Source organism: Leucobacter sp. L43, assembly GCF_016597785.1.
Classification (GTDB): Bacteria; Actinomycetota; Actinomycetes; order Actinomycetales; family Microbacteriaceae; genus Leucobacter; species Leucobacter alluvii.
Genome location: NZ_JAENJG010000002.1, coordinates 20,120 through 39,121, shown reverse-complemented (window position 1 = coordinate 39,121; position 19,002 = coordinate 20,120). Strand labels below are relative to the sequence as shown.

20 protein-coding genes and 1 tRNA gene are annotated in these 19,002 nt (G+C 69.3%); 7 read left to right on the top strand and 14 right to left on the bottom strand.

Translation table 11 applies throughout. The annotated features are described in order from the left end of the window. Positions 1 to 351: 351 nt before the first annotated feature. Positions 352 to 425 (bottom strand) — tRNA-Pro (locus JE033_RS09425). Between the two features lie 170 nt (positions 426 to 595). Next, on the bottom strand, positions 596 to 1,051 hold the full coding sequence (locus JE033_RS09420; protein WP_200331182.1) for an aminoacyl-tRNA deacylase: 456 nt from the start codon (positions 1,049 to 1,051) through the stop codon (positions 596 to 598). Positions 1,052 to 1,229: 178 nt separating this feature from the next. Here JE033_RS09420 and JE033_RS09415 point away from each other — a divergent pair, with 178 nt between their 5' ends. Further along, positions 1,230 to 2,126 carry an NUDIX hydrolase gene (locus JE033_RS09415; protein ID WP_200331181.1) on the top strand — a complete coding sequence of 299 codons (897 nt, stop codon included), beginning with the start codon at positions 1,230 to 1,232 and terminating at the stop codon, positions 2,124 to 2,126. On the opposite strand, the gene JE033_RS09410 is transcribed toward JE033_RS09415, so the two are convergent. Together JE033_RS09410 and rraA are read right to left on the bottom strand one after the other, a co-directional pair. Beyond that, complete coding sequence (locus tag JE033_RS09410; protein WP_200331180.1) at positions 2,092 to 2,829, bottom strand: lysoplasmalogenase family protein; 738 nt, start codon at positions 2,827 to 2,829, stop codon at positions 2,092 to 2,094. The two genes, JE033_RS09415 and JE033_RS09410, sit on opposite strands and share 35 nt — an antisense overlap. 82 nt (positions 2,830 to 2,911) lie before the next feature. After that, the gene (gene rraA / locus JE033_RS09405; protein WP_090151234.1) at positions 2,912 to 3,382 is read right to left on the bottom strand and encodes a ribonuclease E activity regulator RraA; all 471 of its coding nucleotides are present in this window, start codon (positions 3,380 to 3,382) and stop codon (positions 2,912 to 2,914) included. Positions 3,383 to 3,604: 222 nt separating this feature from the next. Between rraA and JE033_RS09400 the strand changes: the two genes are divergently transcribed. From JE033_RS09400 to JE033_RS09390, 3 genes are all read left to right on the top strand, one after another. Next, positions 3,605 to 4,213: a TetR/AcrR family transcriptional regulator gene (locus JE033_RS09400; RefSeq protein WP_200331179.1), complete on the top strand. Its 609-nt coding sequence runs from the start codon at positions 3,605 to 3,607 to the stop codon at positions 4,211 to 4,213. Positions 4,214 to 4,275: 62 nt separating this feature from the next. After that, positions 4,276 to 5,820, top strand: a complete 1,545-nt coding sequence (locus JE033_RS09395; protein ID WP_200331877.1) for an MFS transporter — start codon at positions 4,276 to 4,278, stop codon at positions 5,818 to 5,820. A 218-nt stretch (positions 5,821 to 6,038) separates the two neighbouring features. Beyond that, on the top strand, positions 6,039 to 6,446 hold the full coding sequence (locus JE033_RS09390) for a DUF4190 domain-containing protein (protein ID WP_234037421.1): 408 nt from the start codon (positions 6,039 to 6,041) through the stop codon (positions 6,444 to 6,446). A 91-nt stretch (positions 6,447 to 6,537) separates the two neighbouring features. On the opposite strand, the gene JE033_RS09385 is transcribed toward JE033_RS09390, so the two are convergent. Genes JE033_RS09385 through JE033_RS09345 form a run of 9 tightly spaced genes read right to left on the bottom strand, consistent with a single transcriptional unit; the run spans position 6,538 to position 14,959 of the window. Continuing rightward, positions 6,538 to 7,440, bottom strand: coding sequence for a DUF817 domain-containing protein (locus JE033_RS09385; RefSeq protein WP_200331178.1), 903 nt, complete (start codon positions 7,438 to 7,440; stop codon positions 6,538 to 6,540). 9 nt (positions 7,441 to 7,449) lie between these two features. Beyond that, positions 7,450 to 7,932 carry a GNAT family acetyltransferase gene (locus JE033_RS09380; RefSeq protein WP_370567942.1) on the bottom strand — a complete coding sequence of 161 codons (483 nt, stop codon included), beginning with the start codon at positions 7,930 to 7,932 and terminating at the stop codon, positions 7,450 to 7,452. 45 nt (positions 7,933 to 7,977) lie between these two features. Continuing rightward, the gene (gene der / locus JE033_RS09375; protein ID WP_255537047.1) at positions 7,978 to 9,660 is read right to left on the bottom strand and encodes a ribosome biogenesis GTPase Der; all 1,683 of its coding nucleotides are present in this window, start codon (positions 9,658 to 9,660) and stop codon (positions 7,978 to 7,980) included. After that, positions 9,660 to 10,445, bottom strand: a complete 786-nt coding sequence (gene cmk, locus JE033_RS09370) for a (d)CMP kinase (protein WP_370567941.1) — start codon at positions 10,443 to 10,445, stop codon at positions 9,660 to 9,662. Before cmk ends, der begins: the two co-directional genes overlap by 1 nt. After that, a complete protein-coding gene (locus tag JE033_RS09365) occupies positions 10,442 to 11,584 on the bottom strand; it encodes a prephenate dehydrogenase (protein ID WP_090151245.1) in 1,143 nt (380 codons plus the stop codon). Before JE033_RS09365 ends, cmk begins: the two co-directional genes overlap by 4 nt. Next, positions 11,581 to 12,603: a pseudouridine synthase gene (locus JE033_RS09360; protein WP_200331177.1), complete on the bottom strand. Its 1,023-nt coding sequence runs from the start codon at positions 12,601 to 12,603 to the stop codon at positions 11,581 to 11,583. Before JE033_RS09360 ends, JE033_RS09365 begins: the two co-directional genes overlap by 4 nt. Further along, positions 12,600 to 13,235 (bottom strand): SMC-Scp complex subunit ScpB, encoded by a 636-nt coding sequence (locus JE033_RS09355; protein ID WP_200331175.1) that lies wholly within the window; start codon positions 13,233 to 13,235, stop codon positions 12,600 to 12,602. The genes JE033_RS09360 and JE033_RS09355 overlap by 4 nt, the downstream gene beginning before the upstream one ends. Then, a complete protein-coding gene (locus JE033_RS09350; RefSeq protein WP_200331173.1) occupies positions 13,228 to 14,103 on the bottom strand; it encodes a ScpA family protein in 876 nt (291 codons plus the stop codon). The genes JE033_RS09355 and JE033_RS09350 overlap by 8 nt, the downstream gene beginning before the upstream one ends. Before the next feature lie 4 nt (positions 14,104 to 14,107). Then, positions 14,108 to 14,959, bottom strand: coding sequence for a ParA family protein (locus JE033_RS09345; RefSeq protein ID WP_176698371.1), 852 nt, complete (start codon positions 14,957 to 14,959; stop codon positions 14,108 to 14,110). Positions 14,960 to 15,027: 68 nt separating this feature from the next. Between JE033_RS09345 and zapE the strand changes: the two genes are divergently transcribed. Continuing rightward, on the top strand, positions 15,028 to 16,143 hold the full coding sequence (zapE, locus tag JE033_RS09340) for an AFG1/ZapE family ATPase (RefSeq protein WP_200331171.1): 1,116 nt from the start codon (positions 15,028 to 15,030) through the stop codon (positions 16,141 to 16,143). Between the two features lie 21 nt (positions 16,144 to 16,164). Here zapE and JE033_RS09335 read toward each other — a convergent pair whose 3' ends face one another. After that, positions 16,165 to 16,767, bottom strand: coding sequence for an Lrp/AsnC family transcriptional regulator (locus tag JE033_RS09335; protein ID WP_200331169.1), 603 nt, complete (start codon positions 16,765 to 16,767; stop codon positions 16,165 to 16,167). Positions 16,768 to 16,830: 63 nt separating this feature from the next. Here JE033_RS09335 and JE033_RS09330 point away from each other — a divergent pair, with 63 nt between their 5' ends. Beyond that, complete coding sequence (locus JE033_RS09330) at positions 16,831 to 18,258, top strand: sodium:solute symporter (RefSeq protein WP_176698373.1); 1,428 nt, start codon at positions 16,831 to 16,833, stop codon at positions 18,256 to 18,258. Next, positions 18,251 to 18,985 (top strand): SDR family NAD(P)-dependent oxidoreductase, encoded by a 735-nt coding sequence (locus JE033_RS09325; protein WP_200331167.1) that lies wholly within the window; start codon positions 18,251 to 18,253, stop codon positions 18,983 to 18,985. Before JE033_RS09330 ends, JE033_RS09325 begins: the two co-directional genes overlap by 8 nt. Positions 18,986 to 19,002: the final 17 nt, after the last annotated feature.

The following is a 19,002-nucleotide window of genomic DNA, read 5'->3' as shown; positions in this document are numbered from 1 at the left end:
GCGACGAGAAGCCCAGTCGCCGGGCTCAGATCAGCAGATTGAGCTAATGCTGACTGCCAGTCGATAGTCAGGTGCGCCAGCCAACAGGTCATTTGGACCTGGGAACTCGCCGCTTTACTGGTCCAATTCGTCAGCCAAGTCGATTCAAGCGCCCAGCTAGTCAACCGACCGCGAGCGCGATCTACGAATATTTGCAGCTACTCGCCCACGGTCGAGATTCGACTCAGGCCGGGCTTTCTGGCAGTTACCAAGAGTATGTTGCGGGTACATTTGCGGGTACATGACCAGGATTCGGCCCCAAAAAAACGAAGAAAGCCCTGATGAAAATCGCTTCTCATCAGGGCTTTTCTGTCGGGCTGACAGGATTTGAACCTGCGACCCCTTGACCCCCAGTCAAGTGCGCTACCAAGCTGCGCCACAGCCCGTTGTTCTTCAGCTTCGCCGGCCAGAATCTGCCCTGCGCTGCCGAGGCAACCCCTCTATATTACCCACACTCAGAGGGTGGATCGAACCAACGGCCGGAAATCGCGGCGGTGCCGCAGAAACCCGGGCGCGCCACCAACCCTGAGCGAGCCGAGAAGGAAAGACCTACCCCTCACTCAGCAGCGAGATCCACCACCGCAGCAGAATACGCAGCCACCAGCTCATCGGCCAACACCAGCGCCCCAAACTCAGCACTCCCAGACCCGATCGCGATCCGCCGCCCGGCCAATCGCGCATCGACAACGACAGGCCACGATCCCGCAGCTCCCAGCGGCGTAATAGTCCCCCGCACATACCCGGTCGCCGCGAACGCACCATCCGCATCAGGCAGCGACAGCTTGTTGACGCCGAGGTGCGCCCGCAGCTTCGCCCACGAGAACTGCGCGTCGACGGGGGTGAGCACGAGCACGAAGCGATCCTTCGTCTGCACCACGATCGTCTTCACGAGCTCGACGCCCTCGACCAGCGCGGGCCGCTCCCCCGGCGTGCGCGGGATGAACGAAACAGCAAGCCCCCGCGAGGCGGCATCGGCGGCGGCAGCGGCGTAGGGCTCGACATCGGTCGACATGAATCCTCCTTGGAATCCCAGAACAGGCGAAACAGCGCGCGCACTCAAGCACACGCAGCACGGTGCGGCAACAAACCGCCCGACTCCCAGCACAACACCGATACACCACCCCCGCATTCCCGCGCCAGGAGGCATCACAAACGCGCACACGAAGCCCCGCGGCAGATACGCTGAGACCATGAGCGACCTGCGAGACACCGGAGACGCCTGGATCGAGGCGGGCGATGGCGGGCGCTACTGGGGCCGCTTCGGCGCCGCCGGGCTGCTCGCCTTCGACCACGCCCGCGACGCGATCCTGCTGCAGCACCGCGTCACCTGGAGCGACCACGGCGACACCTGGGGCATCCCGGGCGGCGCCCGCCACGAGGGCGAGTCGGCGAACGACGGAGCGATCCGCGAGGCGCAGGAGGAGGCGGGCGTGCCCGACGACTCGGTGCGCCCGCGCTACACCCACGTGCTCGACCGCGGCGGCTGGACGTACACGACGCTCGTCGCCGACGTCGTCGCCCAGTTCGAGCCCGAGATCACGGACCCCGAGAGCCACGCCCTCGCCTGGGTGCCGCTCGACCACGTCGAAGCACTCCCCCTGCACCCCGCCTTCGCCGCGAGCTGGCCGCTGCTGCGCCCGCTGCTCGGGCCGCCTCCGACCGTCATCGTCGATGCTGCGAACGTCATCGGCAGCGTACCCAACGGGTGGTGGAAGGATCGCCGCGGCGCCGCAGAGCGCCTCCGCGACCGGCTGCACGCGTACCTCGAAACGTCGAACGGGGTGCGCGCCGGGTTCCTCGACCTCGCCGAGCCCCGCGTGCCGGGTCTCGACCGCGTCTACCCCGACTGGATCGTCGTGGTCGAGGGCAACGCGCGCGGCATCGACAGCACCGACCGGATCCGCGTGCTGAGCGCCCCCGAGACCGGCGACGACACGATCGTGAGCGCCGTCGAGGCGCTGAGCGCGAGCGGATCGATCACCACCGTCGTCACCAGCGACGCCGAGCTGCGCGTGCGCGTGGGCGCCGCGGGCGCGACGACGATTCGCGGCGTTAAGAAGCTGCTGAAGATCCTGCCGGAGGAGTAGCGGGTCCCGCCTCGCCCCGATCCGCGCGTTTGCGCAGTGCGGCGACGATGCCGTAGGCGAGCAGCCCCTGGCCGAGGGTGTAGGTGAGCATCACGACGCCGCTCGTCCACGTGGTGCTGCCGGGCACGAAGAGCCGAAAGGCGAGGATCGCGTCGGAGAGCAGGAAGAACGCGCCGCCCCACGCGATGACCGCGCCGCACCGGGTCGCAAGTGCCGCGGTGGCGACGAGTACGAGCCCGTACGCCATCACCGGGATCGACAGCGACTTCGTGTGCGGCAGCAGCAGCGCGAGGAGCACGAGGTACGCGAGCACGTAGACGAGGCTCCACGCGGGCAGGCGCCGTTTCGCGATGCCGCGCGTACGCCACAGCAGCACGATGTACGCGATGTGCGCGACGCCGAAGCACGCGAGCATCATCGGGATCTCGCTCTCGAACATCGGGAAGAACGTTGCCGCGCCGTCGCCGAGCCACGAGAACGTGATCGCTGCGAGCAGCAGCGCGAGCGCGCCGACGGGTGTGGGGCGCAGGCGCAGCTCGGGCACGAGCACGGCCGACGCGATCACTCCGGCGGCGAGCGCTGGCATGAGCAGCAGCTTCGTCCATCCCTCGAACGCGTACTCCCCGAAGCAGGCGATGACGTGCGCGAGCGACACCGCGAGGTACGGCACGAACGGGAGCAGTGCTCGGAAGCGCTCGGTCATACTCGCATCTTATTGCTCAACCGCGTTCGCCGCCCGGCAGGTGTGAGCGTGCCGGGCAGCGACCGGTGAGGCACGGTCGGGGTCAGGGCTCGACCAGAATCCCGTCGTCGTCGCACCACACCGTTGCGCCGGGGCGGAACGTCACGCCAGCGATCTCGACGGGCACGTCGACTTCGCCGGCACCGGTCTTGGTCGACTTCGCCGGGTTCGACCCCAGTGCCTTCACGCCGAAGGGCAGGGTGCCGATCGCCACGCGATCGCGGATGGCGCCGTTCACGATGAGCCCCGCCCAGCCGTTGTCGCAGGCGAGCTCAGCGATCTGGTCGCCGACGAGTGCGGTCTCGAGCGACCCCGCCCCGTCGATGACGAGCACTGCGCCGTGCCCGTCGCTCGAGAGCGTCTGCCTGATGAGCGAGTTGTCTTGGAAGCACTGCACCGTGCGCACCGGCCCGGTGAAGCCGGTCATGCCGCCGATGTTCTGAAACTGCAGCGACACCGATCGCAGCTCGCTGCCGCGTTCGTCGTAGAGGTCGGCCGTACTGATCTGCGCCATCTCGTTACTCCCCTCGTGCCCGTCTCCGGGCCGGTCGACAGCGTGCCGACCTGCATCATTCACGTTACCTGCAACCTGCGACATTGGCAGGGGGTTGGCAATGGTTCGCAATCCGACCCCGAAATCACTCCTGTACAAAAGTACATGTACACATGTACAGTAAGATTCCGCGGCGTCCACCGCCGGTACCCGCCGTCCCCCGCGTCCACGAAAGGAGCCGCCATGTCGCACTTGCACGAACCTGCAGCCGAACCCGCTGGCCCGCCCGCTCCCCGCCGTCGGGATCCGGAGGGACGACGCCTCGCGATCCTCGCGGCCGCGACCGAGATCATCGTGGAACAGGGGCACTCCGCCCTCACGCACCGCGCCGTCGCGAAGCGCGCCTCCGTGCCGCTCGGCTCGACCACCCAGTACTTCAGCTCCATCGACGACCTGCGCGAGTGCGCCCTGCAGCAGCTCGCCGAAGAGATCGACGAATCGATCGCGCGGCTCGAGCCGTTCGTCGCGACGATGGTCGAGCGCCCCGAGCCCATCATCGGCGAGATGCTCGCCTACCTCGAAGACCCGCGCACGGTGCACGCCGACATCGCGCTCATGACGAGCGGCATGACCGACGCCCGACTGCGCGCGCTCGCACTGCGCTGGCCCGAGCGCCTCGTCGAGCGGCTCTCGCCGCAGATCGGCGAAGAGCGGGCCGTCGCCCTCGCGGTGCTCATGGACGGGGCCACGATGCACGCCGGGCTCACCGGCACCCCGCTCGGCCGCGACGAGCTCACGCGCATCATGCGAGCGCTCATGACGATGCCGGTGCCTGGATCCGCGAACTCGTAGCTCCGCTCCCCCCGCACCGCACGCCACACCGAACACAGACCCGAGGAAAGACCGTGACCACCATGTCCGACCAGCGCACCGCACCGAAGTTCGCCCCGCTCAGCAAGGCCCGCCGCTGGGCCGCACTCAGCGTGCTCACCGCGAGCCTGCTCGTCATCACGATGGATATGACGATCCTCAACATCGCGCTGCCCGAGATGGCGGCCGAGCTGCACCCGACCTCCGACCAGCAGCTCTGGATCATCGACGTCTACTCGCTCGTCCTCGCAGGCCTGCTCGTCTCGTTCGCGGCCATCGCCGACCGCTGGGGCCGCAAGCGCATGCTGCTGCTCGGCTACTCGATCTTCGGAGCGGCGTCGCTGCTCGTACTGTTCGCGACCAACGCCGAGTCCGTCATCGCGATCCGCGCGATCCTCGGCATCGGCGGCGCGATGATCATGCCGATCACCCTCTCGCTCATCCGCGTCATCTTCACCGACCCCCGCGAGCGCGCCACCGCCCTCGCGATCTGGGCCGCCGTCTCCGGCCTCGGCGCCGCGGTCGGCCCGCTGCTCGGCGGGCTGCTGCTCGAGTACTTCTCGTGGCACGCGGCGTTCCTCGTGAACGTGCCGCTCATGCTCGTCGGCGTGATCGCTGGCATCGCGATCCTCCCCGAGTCGCGCGTCGCACACACGGGCCGCTGGGACTTCCTCGCCGCAGCGCTCTCTCTCGTCGGCATGACGCTGCTCGTCTGGGCGATCAAGACGTTCGGCAAGGAGGCGAGCCTGCTCGTGCCCGAGGCGCTCGTCGCGTTCGCCGCCGGTGCCGCCCTGCTCGCCTGGTTCGTGGTGCGCTGCCTGCGCAGTGCGTCGCCGCTTCTCGACCTCAGCCTCTTCCGCAACCGCGTCTTCTCGGCGGGCGCCATCGCGGCCCTCGGCTCGACGTTCGCGATGATCGCCGCACTCCTGCTCATCGCCCAGTGGCTGCAGCTCGTCGACGGCGCGTCCCCGGTCGAAGCGGGCATCCGCCTCTTCCCGATCGCGATCACCGGCGCGCTCGCCTCGCTCGCGGCCCCGGCGCTGGCTCGCCGCATCGGGGCGCGCTCCGTGCTCGCCGGCGGTCTCGGCTTCGCGGGTGTCGGCATGCTCATCATCGGCCTGCAGCCGGGAACGCTCACCACCCTCACCGTGATCATCGCGCTCTGCTTCGTGGGCGCCGGCACCGGCTCGCTCGCGATCGCCTCGGCGATGATCATGCACGGATCCCCCGAGGAGAAGGCCGGCAACGCCGGCGCCATCGAGGAGACCTCGTACGAGCTGGGCGCCGTGCTCGGCGTCGCGATTCTCGGCAGCGTCTCGGCACTCCTCTACCGGGCCGAGTTCATCGCATCGGGTGCGCTGCAGGGCGTGGATCGCGCACTCGCGGGCCAGGCCGAGGAATCGCTCGGCGCCGCGGTCTCCATCGCCGACGAGCTGCGCCTCCCCGAGCTCGCCCAGCAGGCCGGCGTCGCCTTCACCCACTCGATGCAGACCACCGGGATCGCCGGCGGCCTCGTCATGTTCGCCGTCGCGGTGGCCGTGTTCGTGATGACCCCCAAGGGCACCGACGTGTCGCAGGCCTCGCACTGAGTTCGATCCCTGAGCGCTCCCCCGGAGTGCAACCCGGGGAGAACCCCGGTGCGACCCCTGACCCGACCCTGACCCGCCCCTGACCCCGGTGCCGCTCGACACGGTACCGGGGTCTTACGCGCGCGATACTCGGGGCGGATGTGGCGGTACCCCGCTCCGACCTACCGTTGAGGTATCACGGACGAACACCCGGTTCGCCGCCCACGAGAGGAGCCGCCATGAGCGCCACCATCACCCCCGAGACCACCGTCGCGTCCGAGTCCAGCACGGCACCGACGTACCCGCTCGTCACCGACACGACGCCCCTCGCGGCGAGCAGCGCCGCGTCGAACGGATCCGAACCGTTCCCGAGCGGCCCGGTGACCATCAACGAGCACTCCCGCGCCTTCTCGATCACGAGCTTCGTGCTCGGCATCGCCTCGGTGGTCAGCGGCTGGACGTTCTTCGCCCCCATCACCGGCCTCGTCTTCGGCATCCTCGCGCTGCGCCGCGGCACGCAGGATCGCGCCCTCGCACTCTGGGGCGTCTGGCTGAACGCGGTCATGCTCGCACTCTGGGTGCTCGCCGGCATCGTCGCAGTCGCGGTCTTCGGATTCGGTGCACTCGCGCTCGTCTTCGCGGCGTAAGCGACCGGCTGCGAGGCGCGGTGGCGAGAGACGGGCCGCCAGAAGCCGTTCGCCAGAAGCTGTTCGCGAGAGACTTGCCGGGTGACGCTGGCTACGCGACCTCAGGACGCTTCGGCCGGTACACCCAGGTGACCATGACCACCGAGATGATCATCAGCAGGAACCACGAGACGATCTTCTGGCCGGAGACGAGCTCCCACCCGTCGGTCTGACTCGGGTACAGCCAGGCACCCGAGAGGGTGGCGATGTTCTCGGCGATCCAGATGAACAGCGCGACCCCGACGAAGATCAGCAGGAGCGGCACCTTGAGCGTCGCCCGCCAGATGCGGAAGTGCATCACGGTCGGGGCCCAGAGCAGCACGACGCTGGCGAGCAGGATCCACCGGGCGTCGAAGATGTAGTGGTGCGTGAAGAAGTTCGCGTAGATCGCGGCCGCGACGACGGTGGTCGCCCAGATCGGCGGATACCGCGTGAAGCGCAGGTCGTGCAGCCGGTACACGCGCACCATGTACGAGCCGACGGCCGCGTACATGAAGCCGCTGAACAGCGGCACGGCGCCGATCCTCAGCACCCCGTCGGCGGCGTACGCCCATGATCCGACATCGGTCTTGAACAGCTCCATCACCGTTCCCGTGATGTGGAAGAGCACGATCACCCAGAGTTCGCGGCCGCTCTCGAGGCGGAACACCAGCATGCCGATCTGGATCGCCACGGCCGCGATCGTCATCGCGTCATTCCGGGCGAGGCCGGCGTCGTCGGGGTACCAGAGGCGCGCGGCGACGATCACCACGAGCATCAGCGCGCCGAAGATGCACGCCCACGCCTGCTTGAGCAGGAACACTGCGGCCTCGATGAGCACCGCCCGGGCGCCCGTCGCGGGCTTGCCTGCGAGGAGGCGGTGCGCCGCGCGGTCGATCGTCCGCTCGAGCGGGGTCAGCCGGCGCTGCGGTGAAGCGTCGCCGAAATCCTCTCCGGAGCGCCCTGGTGCCGACATGCTCAGAGGCTACCGCCCCGTGGCTGAACGCTGCTCCTCGAGACGCTTCATCCGCTCGAGCTGCGGGTCCAGGAATTTGCCGAGCACCACCGTCTGCTGATCGGAGTACCCCAGCGCATCGTAGAACCCGAGAATGGCCGCATTGCCGGATCGGACCATGAGCTGCACTTTCGGGGCGCCATGCTCCTGCAGCCACGCCTCGGCAGCCGCCATCAGGCGCCGCCCCCAGCCCTGCCGCTGCCTGGCCGGCGACACCGCCAGGTAATACACCCAGCCTCGGTGCCCATCGACTCCGACCATGACGGTCGCCACGACCTCGCCGGAGTCAGACCGCCCAGCGAGAACTGTGGAGGTCGCTCCGCCCAGGGCCCGCTCGGCGTCGGAGATCGGATCATTCCATGGACGCGTGAGACCGCACGCATCCCACAGAGCGGTGGCCGCCGGGATCTCCGATGAGCGCAGCGGACTGATCTGGCCTGCAGCAGTAGTCACTCTGGCTCCGTTCTCCGGAAATCGCCGTTCCTGCGGCGCCCACCCCTACGGGCGCGGGCGCCTTTCGCGGATGCGCATGTTGATCACGATGGGGCTGCCGTCGAAGCCGTAGCGCTCGCGCAGGCGGCGCTGGATGAAGCGGCGGTACTGCGGGTCCAGGAAGCCCGACGTGAAGAGCACGAATGTCGGCGGACGGTTCTGCACCTGCGTGCCGAACAGGATGCGCGGCTGCTTGCCGCTGCGGAGCGGGTGCGGGTGCTCCTGCACGAGCTCGGCGACGAAGGCGTTGAACTTGCCCGTCGGAATGCGCGTGTCCCACGACTCGAGCGCCGTCTCGAGCGCCGGAACGAGTTTCTCGAGGTGACGCCCGGTGCGCGCCGAGATGTTGACGCGCGGCGCCCAGTCGACGTGCGCGAGATCCTGCTCGATCTCGCGTTCGAGGTACCGGCGACGGTCGTCGTCGAGCATGTCCCACTTGTTGAAGGCGAGCACGAGTGCGCGCCCCGACTCGAGCACGAGGTCGATGATGCGCAGATCCTGGTCGGAGATCTCCTGCGTCACGTCGATGAGCACGACCGCGACCTCGGCCTTCTCGAGCGCAGCGGCGGTGCGCAGCGATGCGTAGAAGTCGGCGCCCTTCTGCAGGTGCACGCGGCGGCGGATGCCTGCGGTGTCGACGAACGTCCACACCCGACCGGCGATCTCGACCTGCTCGTCGACCGGGTCGCGCGTGGTGCCCGCGATGTCGCTGACGACTGCGCGCTCCTCGCCGGCCGCCTTGTTGAGCAGGCTCGACTTGCCGACGTTGGGGCGACCGAGCAGTGCGACGCGGCGCGGCCCGAGCATCTTCGGCTGTGCGACGGCCGACTCTTCGGGCAGTGCTTCGACGACCGCGTCGAGCAGGTCGGCGACGCCGCGGCCGTGCAGCGCCGAGACGGCGTTCGGCTCACCCAGTCCGAGCGACCACAGCTGGGCGGCCTCGGCCTCGAGCACGGCGTCGTCGACCTTGTTGGCGACGAGGAAGACGGGCTTGTGCGTGCGGCGCAGCAGCTGCACGACGCGCTCGTCCGTGGCCGTCGGTCCGACGCGGGAGTCGACGACGAACATGACGACGTCGCAGAGCTCGATCGCGACCTCGGCCTGGAGCGCGACCGACGCGTCGATGCCCTTCGCGTCGGGTTCCCAGCCGCCGGTGTCGACGAGACTGAAGCGGGTGCCGCCCCACTCGGCCTGGTAGGTGACGCGGTCGCGGGTGACGCCCGGCACGTCCTCGACGACGGCCTCGCGGCGGCCGAGGATGCGGTTCACGAGCGCCGACTTGCCGACGTTGGGGCGGCCGACGATCGCGACGACCGGCAGCGCTTCGGAGACGGGCTCACGGAAGCCGAGGAACTCGCCGTCATCGCTGATGATCGCGACATCGTCGTCTTCGAGGTCGAAGCCTTCGAGGTTCGAGCGCATGGCGCGCAGGCGCTCCTCGTCGGTGACGCTCGCGTCGAAGCCCTCGCCGAAGACGACCTCACCGTCGCCGGCGGCGTGCACGGGGGCATCGTTCACCGTCGCGGCGTAGGTCTCGGCCTCATCGTACTCGGGGGCCGCGGCGACCTGGCTGCCATCGGGGTTCACCTGCATGACCTCGGGGCCGTCGAACTCGGCTCCGTCAAACTCGGACTCCGGCCGCGCCGCGCCTTCGTGCTCGGCGCCCGTTCCGGGATTCTGCTCGCTCATCATTCGCTCTCCTCCGCGACGCCTTGCGCCGCTCGTACGATTTCAACCACAGCCTCCACGGACTGTGCAAAGTTCAAGTTGCTCGTGTCGACGAGCGTCACCCCGGGGGCTGGGGTGAAGAAGTCGACGACCTGCGCGTCCTTGGCGTCACGCGCCTCGATGTCGGCGAGCACCTGTGCGTGGGTGAGCCCGTCGAGCTCGCCAGCGCGACGCTGCGCGCGCACCTCGGGCGAGGCGGTCATCAGCACGCGCACCGGCGCGTCGGGCGCCACCACGGTCGTGATGTCGCGACCCTCGATCACGACACCGGGCAGCCCCGACTCCGCGACGATCCGCCGGAACATCTCGTTCAAGCGCTCGCGCACCTCTGGGTGCTTCGAGACTCGACTGACGAGCCCGCTCACGTCGTGGGCGCGGATCGCCGCCGTCACATCGTGGACGACGCCGTCGCCGAGTTCGACCGTGACTCGTTGCTCACCGCGCAGGGTGATCGCGTACGTCCACACGTCGAGGATCGCGGCGACCGCGGCCGAGTCGTCCAGGTCGGCGGAGGTCTCGACGGCCGCCCACGCGAGCGACCGGTAGGCCGCGCCGGTGTCGAGGATCCCGAATCCGAGGCGCTCTGCGGCGGCACGCGAGACGCTCGACTTGCCGCTGCCCGCCGGCCCGTCGATCGCGACGAGCAGGGGGGCCGCGTTCGGCGCCTCGGTCTGCTGGGCGCGCTCCGCCTGCGCCGCGCCCGTCATCACGGTCAGCGCAGCGGCAGCTGATGCAGCATCAGTCACAGCGTCCTCCATCCGCGTTCGACGAGATCGGCGACCGCGCGTTCGGCGACCTCCGGCAGTACCGCGATCTCCGCGAAACCGATCTGGGCGCCCGGCGAGTGCTCGAGGCGCAAGTCTTCCATATTAATGCCCAGTTCTCCGAGTTCGGTGAGCAACTTCGCCAACTGCCCGGGAGAGTCGTCGATGAGCACCGTGATCTGGGTGAATCGCTCGGACGAACCGTGCTTGCCGGGAATGCGCGACACTCCGTTGTTGCCCGCCGACAGCAGGTCAGCGATGCGGCGACGCGCACCGGTGCGCGCCGGATCGCGCAGCGCATCGGCGAACGCGGCGACATCTGCCGAGAACGCGTCGAGCAGCTCCACGACGGGCGCGCTGTTCGCGCCGAGGATCTGCACCCAGAGCTCCGGATCGCTGGAGGCGACGCGCGTGGTGTCGCGCAGACCGCCGCCCGCGAGGCCGATCGCCTGCTCGGATGCCGGTACGAGTCGCGCGGCGAGCAGGCTCGACACGACCTGCGGCAGGTGGGAGACCAGCCCGACCGACCGGTCGTGCTCTTCGGGCGTCATCTCCATGAGCACGCCGCCGAGGTCGAGCGCCACGGCTTCGACGAGTGCGAGCGCGTCGGCCGGGGTCTCGCCGTCGCGGCAGATCACCCAGGGCCTGCCCACGAACAGATCGGCGCGCGCCATGATCGCGCCGCCGCGCTCGCGTCCCGCCATCGGATGCGAGCCCACGTACTTCGCCAGGTCGATGCCGCGGCGCTTGAGCTCGGTGAACGGCGCGAGCTTCACGCTCGCGACGTCCGTCACCACGGCGTCGGGGTAGGTGCGGAGCGCGCGCTCGACCACATCGGCGGTCACGTCGGGCGGCGTCGCGATGACGACGAGCACCGGTGACTCGTCGGCGGCGGTGCGCACCCGCCCTGCACCGTAGTCGGCGGCGAGCGCGACGGTCGTCGGCGACAGGTCTTCGAGCGTCACGTCGACGCCCCGCTCGCGCAGGCCGAGACCGACGCTCGCCCCGAGCAGGCCGGCGCCGATGACGTGCACCGGCCCACGGGTGCGAGCGACCAGCGCCGGGCGCTCCCCGGCCGCGCGCAGATGCTCGCCGCTCGGCGCAGCTTCAGGGGCGCTCATCGACCGCCCTGCTTCCGTCCGCCGCGTCCGTGCGGGTTGCCCCGCGCCGCCATGCCTCGCATCCCGCGGGCGCCCTTGCCGTCGCCGGGCCGGCCGGCGGTGATCTCGCCCCGGCGCCCGGCCTGCTGCGCGCCTCCGGATCCGGACCCGTCGCCCGATCCCTCGTCTTCGACCGCGGAGAGCAGCGCCCCGCGCTCCCCCGACGACAGTTCGCGCAGCTCGCCGACGCGCAGCGTGCCGAGGTGGAGCGGCCCGAACTGGCGGCGCACGAGTTCGACCACCGGGTGCCCGACCTCGGCGAGCATGCGGCGCACGATGCGGTTGCGGCCGGAGTGCAGCGTGATCTCGACGAGCGAGTGGGCGTCGCCCGATCCGCCCGGCAGCAGCTTCGCGCGATCGGCGTGGATCGGCCCGTCGGCGAGCTCCACCCCGTCTTTGAGCTGCTGGATCACGGCAGCCGTCACCCTCCCGCGCACCTTCGCGATGTACGTCTTCTGCACGCCGAAGCTCGGGTGCGCGAGACGGTGCGCGAGCTCGCCGTCGTTCGTGAGGATGAGCAGACCGCTCGTGTCGGTGTCGAGACGCCCGACGTTGTACAGCCGATCCTCGACCTCGTCGGCGAACTCGCGGAGATCGGGGCGGCCGTTCTCGTCGTTCATGGTCGACACGACGCCGCGCGGCTTGTTCAGCACGAAGTAGCGCTTCGACACGTCGAGCTGCACGACCACCCCGTCGACGCGCACGTCGTCGGTCTCGGGGTCGATGCGCGAGCCCAGCTCGCGCTGAATCTCGCCGTTGACCGTCACGCGTCCGCTGGAGATCAGCGACTCGCAGGCCCGGCGCGATGCGACGCCCGCGTGCGCGAGCGCCTTCTGCAGGCGGATGCGGCCGTCATCGTCGTGCGCGGCTTCGGTCGGCGCCGTCTGCGGACGGTCCCACCCGAACTCCGCGAGGTCGATCTCGATGTTCTCGCCGTCGACGGAGTACGAGCCGCCGAGATTCTCTTCCGAGCGATTCATTCGTCGAATCCTTCCGTGGGTTCTTCGAGCAGTGGGGAGATGGGGGGCAGCTCCGAGATGTCGCCGATGCCGAGATGGCCGAGCAGGGCGTCGGAGGTGCCGTAGAGGATCGCGCCGGTCTCCGGATCGTTGCCGACCTCCGCGACGAGCCCCCGGCCGAGCAGGGTGCGCACCACCGAGTCGACGTTGACCGCGCGGATCGAGGCGATCGCTCCGCGGGAGATGGGCTGGCGGTACGCGATGACGGCGAGCGTTTCGAGCGCCGCCTGCGAGAGGCGCGCCGGCGACTGCTGGTGCACGAAGTCGGCCACGATCGGGTCGAGGCTCGCGCGGGCGTAGAAGCGGTACCCGCCGGCGACCTCGCGCAGCTCGAAGCCGCGCGGCGATCCGGCACCGCTGCTCACTGCACCGTCGCCGGCGCGCTCGCCGTTGAACTCGGCGACGAGGGCGTCGAGCACCGCGCGCACCTCGCGCACCGGACGATCGGTCGCGGTGGCCAGGGAGACCGCGCTGAGCGGCTCGTCGGCGACGATGAGCAGCGCCTCCAGCTGCTGCGACAACGAGTGGGCGCTGCGGGCGGCGTCCAGCTCCCCGTCGGCGAGGGTCGGAGCGGCGCTGTCGTTGTCAGTCATAGTCGTTTCCTAACGTAGCAAGCTCGTCGTCGGACCAGCTCTCACCGACCCACTGCACCTGCAGCTCGCCGAGCGGCTCGGCCTGCTCGAAGGTGACCGCTGCACGACGATACAGCTCGAGGATCGCGAGGAACCGTGCGACCACCACGCCCCGTTCCGCGACCCCGGCGACCAGTTCGCGGAAGGAGCGCGACCCGCCGCGCCCATCGGTGCTGCCGTCAGCGCTGACACCGCCGCGCAGCAGCGCGACGACGATCGCGGCCTGCTCGCGGATCGATACGAGTGGCGCGTGCAGGTGGTCGAGGCCGACCGTCGGAATCTCGCGCGGCGCGAAGGCGAGCGTGGCGATCGCGGCGAAGTCGCCCGGGCTCAGCGTCCAGACGAGTTCCGGCCCGCGCGAGCGGTACTTCGCTTCGAGCGGCACCTGCCGGGCGTGACGAGCGCTCTCCGCCTCCAGGCGATCCCGAAACCAGGCACTGACCTGTTTGAAGGCGCGGTACTGCAGCAGCCGGGCGAACAGCAGATCGCGGGCTTCGAGCAGTGCGATGTCTTCGGCGTCGACGACCTCGCCCTGCGGCAAGAGGCTCGCGATCTTCATGTCGAGCAGCGTCGCGGCGACCACGAGAAACTCGGAGGCGCGGTCGAGCTCGACGATGCCCTGCCCCTCGATGGACGCGAGGTAGGCGATGAACTCGTCGGTGACCAGGCTCAGGGCGACCTCGGTGATGTCGAGCTCGTGCTTGCCGATCAGGTTGAGCAGCAAATCGAACGGCCCGTCGAAGACGGAGAGGCTGACGCGGAAGCGATCGTCGGCAGGCACCGGATCCGTGCCGGCCGCTGCGGCTCCCGGATCCGTGTCCACCACCATGGCGCTAGGCGACGGCGCCGCGTTGGACGAGCTCGCGGGCCAGCTTGAGGTACGCCTCTGAGGCGGCGTTCGATGGGGCGTAGTCGAGAATCGGCTTCGCGGCGATCTGCGCGTCGGGCAGCTTCACGGTGCGGCCGATGACGGTGTCGAACACTGTGTCGCCGAACGTGTCGATGACGCGCTCGAGCACCTCGCGGGCGTGGAGCGTGCGCGCGTCGTACATGGTCGCGAGAATGCCGTCGAGCTCGAGCGCGGGGTTCAGGCGATCGCGCACCTTGTCGACCGTCTCGACCAGCAGGGCGACGCCGCGGAGCGCGAAGTACTCGCAGGCGAGGGGAATCAGCACGCCGTGGCTCGCGGTGAGCGCGTTCACGGTCAAGAGACCGAGCGACGGCTGGCAGTCGATCAAGATGACGTCGTAATCGTCGACGACCTTGCGCAGCACGCTGCCGAGAATCTGCTCGCGCGCGACCTCCGTGACGAGGTGCACCTCGGCGGCCGAGAGGTCGATGTTGGCTGGGATGACGTCGAGCCCGGCGGTGCCGGTCTTCTGGATCGCGTCGCGCGGATCCTTCAGCTTGCCGAGCATCAGGTCGTAGATGGTGGGGACGTCGTGGGCTGGCACTCCGAGGCCCGCCGAGAGCGCGCCCTGGGGGTCGAAGTCGACGGCGAGCACGCGGCGCCCGTAGCGCGCGAGCGCTGCAGCGAGATTGATGGTGCTGGTCGTCTTGCCGACGCCGCCCTTCTGGTTGCACATGGCGATGATGCGCGCCGGCCCGTGGCGGTCGAGCTTCTTGGGTGCCGGAATGATGCGATCGGGTCGCCCGGTCGGCCCCAGTTCGACCTGTTTCGCCATACCCGGTCTCCTCCCGCTCACTGACATTCCATCCTAGCCTGGAGCGCGCCTCGCTAGGATCGGGGAACGTGACGGATCCGCGAGCGACACCCCGCGCCGCTTCGCGGCTCAGCGACGCAGTGGAGCACTCGGCGGGAGCGAAGGGCATTGTGCTCGACCGGGCTCAGCAGCAGTTGCTCGATGAGATCGCCGTGCTGGCCGGCCGGTGGGGCGGTGCGCACTCTCCCAGCGGGGTCTTCATCCACGGGCCGGCAGGGCGCGGCAAGACCTGGCTCGCATCTGAGATCTTCGACGCGATCGATGTGCCGGCGGCCGCGAAGCGCCGCGTGCACTTCCACACCTTCTTCCAGGAGCTGCAGCGCCGTTTCGGAGCGCAGATGACGGCCCGAGACGCGATCGAAGCGACCGTCGCCGAGTTGCTCGACGGCGCACGGGTCTTCTTCTTCGATGAGCTGCACGTGCACGATCCGGGCGGCGCGAGCCTGCTGAATCGTCTCGTGGCGGAGCTGGTCGCCCGCCGTATCCCGACACTCTTCACCTCCAACTACGAACCGGAGGGTCTGCTCGCGAACCCCGTGTTCCACCACGTGGTCGAGCCGAGCGTGCGTCTCATCCGCGAGCACTTCGCGGTGCGCACGCTCGACGGCGGCAGTGACTACCGCTCCGCGTCGCCTGCGGCCCCCGCCGAGCACGGCTTCGCTTCGGGGCGCTGGATCGCGTTCGGTGCGTCCGGCTCCGCGGCGAGCGCGGCACGATCCTCTGGGCTCGAACCCCCGCACCCGCACGAGTCGACCACTGTGCTGGGCGGGCATCGTGCGCTGCGGGCGCTCGCGGTGCGCCGCGGCGAGGCGAGCAGCGGGCTCACGGCTTCGACGGGTGTCTGGTTCGACTTCGCCGATCTGCTGGAGTCGCCGTCGATCGCCGAGGACTACCTCGATCTCGCCGCCGAGTTCGATCAGTGGGTGCTCGTCGACGTGCCGCCGCTGTCGCAGGCGAGTCGCGAGGCGCGGCAGCGGTTCGTCTCGCTGCTCGACGTGCTCGTGCATGCCGACCTGCCGCTGACCGTGCTCTCCCGCACGGATCGCGCCGGGCTCGTCGACATCTCCGATCCGCCGGTCGATCTCTTCCGCACCATCAGTCGGCTGGCGCTGTTGCGCGACGGCGATCCCGACGGGGACGGATGATCGGCGGGATCGCCTCGCGCGTCAGAGATCGAGCAGGTCGAGCGCTTGCACTTTTCGGTGGCTGACGAGGCTCGACAGGATCACCGAGCTCTTCGTGCGGGTGACGGCCGGGTGCCGCGACAGCTCGAGCAGCAGCTCCTGCAGGTGCGCCGTGCTTCTCGCCACCATGCGGCACTGCACGTCGGCCCCGCCGGTGGTGACGAACGCTTCGATGACGTGCGGCAGGCCGTCGAGCAGCTCGGTGATGGGTTCGAGCTCGCCCTGCTGCACGTTGAGCTGCACCCAGGCCTGCACCTCCAGACCCATCGACGCCAGGTCGAGCTGCGTCTCGTGGCCGATGATGATGCCGCTCTCCCACAGCCGGTCGAGTCGCGCTTTGAACGTCGTTCGGGAGACGCCGACGTGCTCGGCCATCTCCCCGAGGGTCGCGCGAGGCATATCGCGCAGGGTGCGGAGCACGCGCCGATCGAGATCATCGATGATCTGCTCGGGAACTCGACTCACCTGGCCCTCTTTCTCTTCGATCAGCGGGAAGCGCCGTCTCGCGAGCAGTCTACTCACCGATGCGAGCTCGCGCCCAATATCGGGCTCATTCCGACCCTCTGCTTGCAGAAAATCGACCATAAAGCTAAGTTGGTGTGCAATCCGAAACCAAAGACGTATTCGGCTTCTCATTCTGGAGATACCTTGAATCTCGGCATCACCCTCATGATCATCGCCTATCTGCTCGTCATGTTCCTCATCGCCGCCTGGCTGAAGAAACGCGTGCACACCGACACCGACTACCTGCTCGCCGGACGCAAGATGGGTGCGGGCCTGATCGCCGTCATGCTGCTCGCCACGAACTTCGGTGGCGCGTTCGTGCTCGGCACCAGTCAAGACGCCTATTCGGTGGGCTTCGCCGCGATCTCCTTCGCCATCGGCATCTTCGTCGGGCTGGTGTTCCTCGCAGTCTTCGTCGCGAAACGCGTGCGCGCCGGCAGCTTCGTCACCGTGCCAGACTTCCTGCACGCCCGCTTCGGCAGCCAGCCGGTGCGGCTGCTCGCGTCGACGCTCTCGGTGCTCGCGCTGACCGGCATTCTGGCGGGGCAGGTCGGGGCAGCAGGATCGGCGCTGACCGCACTCGGCCTGAGTCAAGTGTGGGGCGCTATCGTCGGCGTCGTGCTCATCATCGCGTTCACCGTGCTCTCGGGCATGTGGGGTGTCGCGATCACCGATGCGATTCAGTTCGTGGTGATCGTCGCCGGCATGATCCTCGTCGCCGTCATCGCGGTGAATGCTGCCGGCGGCTTCGCGACGATCACGTCCACTTTCGAGGCGTCGGGCGTCGCAGAGCCCTTCAACCCGCTGAACCAGGGCTGGTCCTTCATGCTGGGCGCCGCGCTTCCCGTCGTCGTCCACAAACTCGTCGGGCAAGACGTGATGCAGCGCGTCTTCTCGGCGAAGTCGGCCCGCGCCGCCGCGACCGGAGCCGGCATCGCCGGGCTGCTCACCGCTGGCTTCGCCGTCGTCCCGGCACTCGCCGGCATGGCCGCGCGCGCCCTCTTTCCCGAGCTCGACCCGAGTGTCGGCGTGATGCCGGCACTCATCGAGAACGTGCTTCCCGTCTGGGCAGCCGGCATCCTGCTCGCGGCGATCATCTCCGCAGTCATCTCGACCGCGGACGCGCTGCTGCTCGCGGCGGTCAGCAACATCTCCAACGATTTCCTGCAGCGCTTCCGCCACTTCCGCGACAGCCAGCAGAGCCAGCTCCGCTGGTCTCGCATCGTCACCGTCGCCCTCGGCGTGATCGCGCTCGGCGTCTCGCTGCTCGTGCCCGGCATCATCCAGGTACTCACGATGGCCTTCACCATGTACGGCTCGGGCGTCTTCGTGGCCTTCATGTTCGGCCTCTTCACCCGCTTCGGCGGGCGCTACGCCGCGCTCGCCTCGATGGTCACGGGCGCCGTCACCGGCCTGCTCGGGCTCACCGGCGTCCTGGTCATCGGAGCGGTGCCGACCATCGTCACCGCGGTCGGCGTCTCCCTCATCACCTACGTCATCGTCGCAGCGCTCGCCCGGGAGACCCCATCGCGGCTTCCCGCCCAGCAGGATCGCGCGGTGGCGCATGCCTGAGCGGGGCGAGTCTTCGCGGGGCAGCGCGGTGCAGCGCGTCATCGCGGTGACCGGCGCAGCATCGGGGATCGGGGCCGCGATCTCGGCGCGGCTCCGCGCCGACGGGGCCGAGGTCGTCGGCCTCGACACTGCGGCCGCGCCGCGCGTGCAGCACTTCGACGTCGCCGATGAGCAGCAGTGGGCGGAGCTCGCGCGATCCCCCGCGACCGGCCGGTCGATCACCGGCCTCGTGCATGCAGCCGGCATCCGCGCCCGGAGCCCCTTGGCAGAGACATCGCTCGACGACTTCCGGCGCGTGCTCGACGTCAACGCCACCGGCACCTTCCTCGCACTCCGATGGGCGGCCCGTCTCGATCCGTCGCAGTTTCACAACCAGGAGTTCGCAGTGGTCGTGCTGTCGTCGGCGACCGTGGATCGTCGCGTCGAGCATCAGGTCGCGTACAACGCGTCGAAAGCGGCGGTGACGGCACTCGTGCGGTCGGCGGCGCGCGAGCTCGCCCCGCTCGGCGTCCGGGTGAACGCCATCGCACCGGGCTCGATCCGCACACCCATGACCGAGGCGGGATGGGACGCACCCGATCACGCGGAACGCATGCGCGCCGAGATTCCCGTGGGTCGACCCGGCACGGGTGACGAGGTCGCCAGCGCAGCCGCCTATCTGCTCGGCCCCGAGAGTTCGTACTGCTTTGGCACGGTGATGACGGTCGACGGCGGCTGGACCGCCTGACCCCATGCCGATCCCGC

Bases quoted from the DNA above. Each gene is read 5' to 3' on its own strand.
- JE033_RS09420 (WP_200331182.1), bottom strand. From the start codon at position 1,051: ATGTCGACCGATGTCGAGCCCTACGCCGCTGCCGCCGCCGATGCCGCC.
- JE033_RS09415 (WP_200331181.1), top strand. From the start codon at position 1,230: ATGAGCGACCTGCGAGACACCGGAGACGCCTGGATCGAGGCGGGCGAT.
- JE033_RS09410 (WP_200331180.1), bottom strand. From the start codon at position 2,829: ATGACCGAGCGCTTCCGAGCACTGCTCCCGTTCGTGCCGTACCTCGCG.
- rraA (WP_090151234.1), bottom strand. From the start codon at position 3,382: ATGGCGCAGATCAGTACGGCCGACCTCTACGACGAACGCGGCAGCGAG.
- JE033_RS09400 (WP_200331179.1), top strand. From the start codon at position 3,605: ATGTCGCACTTGCACGAACCTGCAGCCGAACCCGCTGGCCCGCCCGCT.
- JE033_RS09395 (WP_200331877.1), top strand. From the start codon at position 4,276: ATGTCCGACCAGCGCACCGCACCGAAGTTCGCCCCGCTCAGCAAGGCC.
- JE033_RS09390 (WP_234037421.1), top strand. From the start codon at position 6,039: ATGAGCGCCACCATCACCCCCGAGACCACCGTCGCGTCCGAGTCCAGC.
- JE033_RS09385 (WP_200331178.1), bottom strand. From the start codon at position 7,440: ATGTCGGCACCAGGGCGCTCCGGAGAGGATTTCGGCGACGCTTCACCG.
- der (WP_255537047.1), bottom strand. From the start codon at position 9,660: ATGAGCGAGCAGAATCCCGGAACGGGCGCCGAGCACGAAGGCGCGGCG.
- JE033_RS09365 (WP_090151245.1), bottom strand. From the start codon at position 11,584: ATGAGCGCCCCTGAAGCTGCGCCGAGCGGCGAGCATCTGCGCGCGGCC.
- JE033_RS09360 (WP_200331177.1), bottom strand. From the start codon at position 12,603: ATGAATCGCTCGGAAGAGAATCTCGGCGGCTCGTACTCCGTCGACGGC.
- JE033_RS09355 (WP_200331175.1), bottom strand. From the start codon at position 13,235: ATGACTGACAACGACAGCGCCGCTCCGACCCTCGCCGACGGGGAGCTG.
- JE033_RS09350 (WP_200331173.1), bottom strand. From the start codon at position 14,103: ATGGTGGTGGACACGGATCCGGGAGCCGCAGCGGCCGGCACGGATCCG.
- JE033_RS09345 (WP_176698371.1), bottom strand. From the start codon at position 14,959: ATGGCGAAACAGGTCGAACTGGGGCCGACCGGGCGACCCGATCGCATC.
- JE033_RS09335 (WP_200331169.1), bottom strand. From the start codon at position 16,767: ATGGTCGATTTTCTGCAAGCAGAGGGTCGGAATGAGCCCGATATTGGG.
- JE033_RS09325 (WP_200331167.1), top strand. From the start codon at position 18,251: ATGCCTGAGCGGGGCGAGTCTTCGCGGGGCAGCGCGGTGCAGCGCGTC.